The 668-nt window shown below is 37.4% G+C and carries 1 protein-coding gene; it reads right to left on the bottom strand.

Annotated elements, in window-relative coordinates:
- Positions 1-622, bottom strand: a 622-nt coding sequence (gene nrdD, locus N1032_RS25755; RefSeq protein ID WP_310795991.1) for an anaerobic ribonucleoside-triphosphate reductase, incomplete at its 3' end; no start/stop codon positions are given.
- Between the last annotated feature and the right edge of the window lie 46 nt (positions 623-668).

The following is a 668-nucleotide window of genomic DNA, read 5'->3' as shown; positions in this document are numbered from 1 at the left end:
GGAAACTACGACATCCCATTGGTGACACAGGAACACTAGAACCTGTTATTTTTCTATTAATTTTGGCTGAGATGATATCTGGGTAGAGACGTTTGGATGCACACTCAAGCGCTAATTGTTTAATATCATAGTTTGGATCAGTTGGGTTTACATTCAAACCTTCTTCAAGAAACATAACAAGTTTCGGGAAAACAGAAGTTAATCCATCTTTACCCAATCCTTTGATACGAACTTTAAGGATTGCTTTTTGGATTTGTCTTTCAAACCAAGTCCTTCCCATTCCGAACGAGAATGTGCAGAATGGAAATTGACCGTTGGTTGTGAACAGTGTATTAATCTCATATTCCAGTGACTGTACACCATCATATATTTCTTTAGTTGTCCGTTCTTCTGCAAATAAAACAGGGTTTTTAATTTCCCATTTGTAAGCCAACTCTAAATACTTGTTATAAGATTCTTCTGCATATGGCGCTAATACTTGGTCAATGTTTGCAATGGTTGTCCCTCCATATTGATGGGAAGAGACTTGAGCGATTATTTGAGCCGTAACAGCACATGCAACTACAACTGATTTAGGCGATTCAATTTGAGCATTACCAAGCTTGAACCCATTGGTTAACATACTTTTTAAATCTACTAAACAACAATTCGTGAAAGGGAGAAAGGGG

The sequence above is a fragment of the Herbiconiux daphne genome (genome assembly GCF_024979295.1).
Taxonomy (GTDB): domain Bacteria; phylum Actinomycetota; class Actinomycetes; order Actinomycetales; family Microbacteriaceae; genus Herbiconiux; species Herbiconiux daphnes.
Note: the sequence above shows the minus strand (reverse complement) of the source record. Positions and strands in the feature narration are given on the sequence as shown.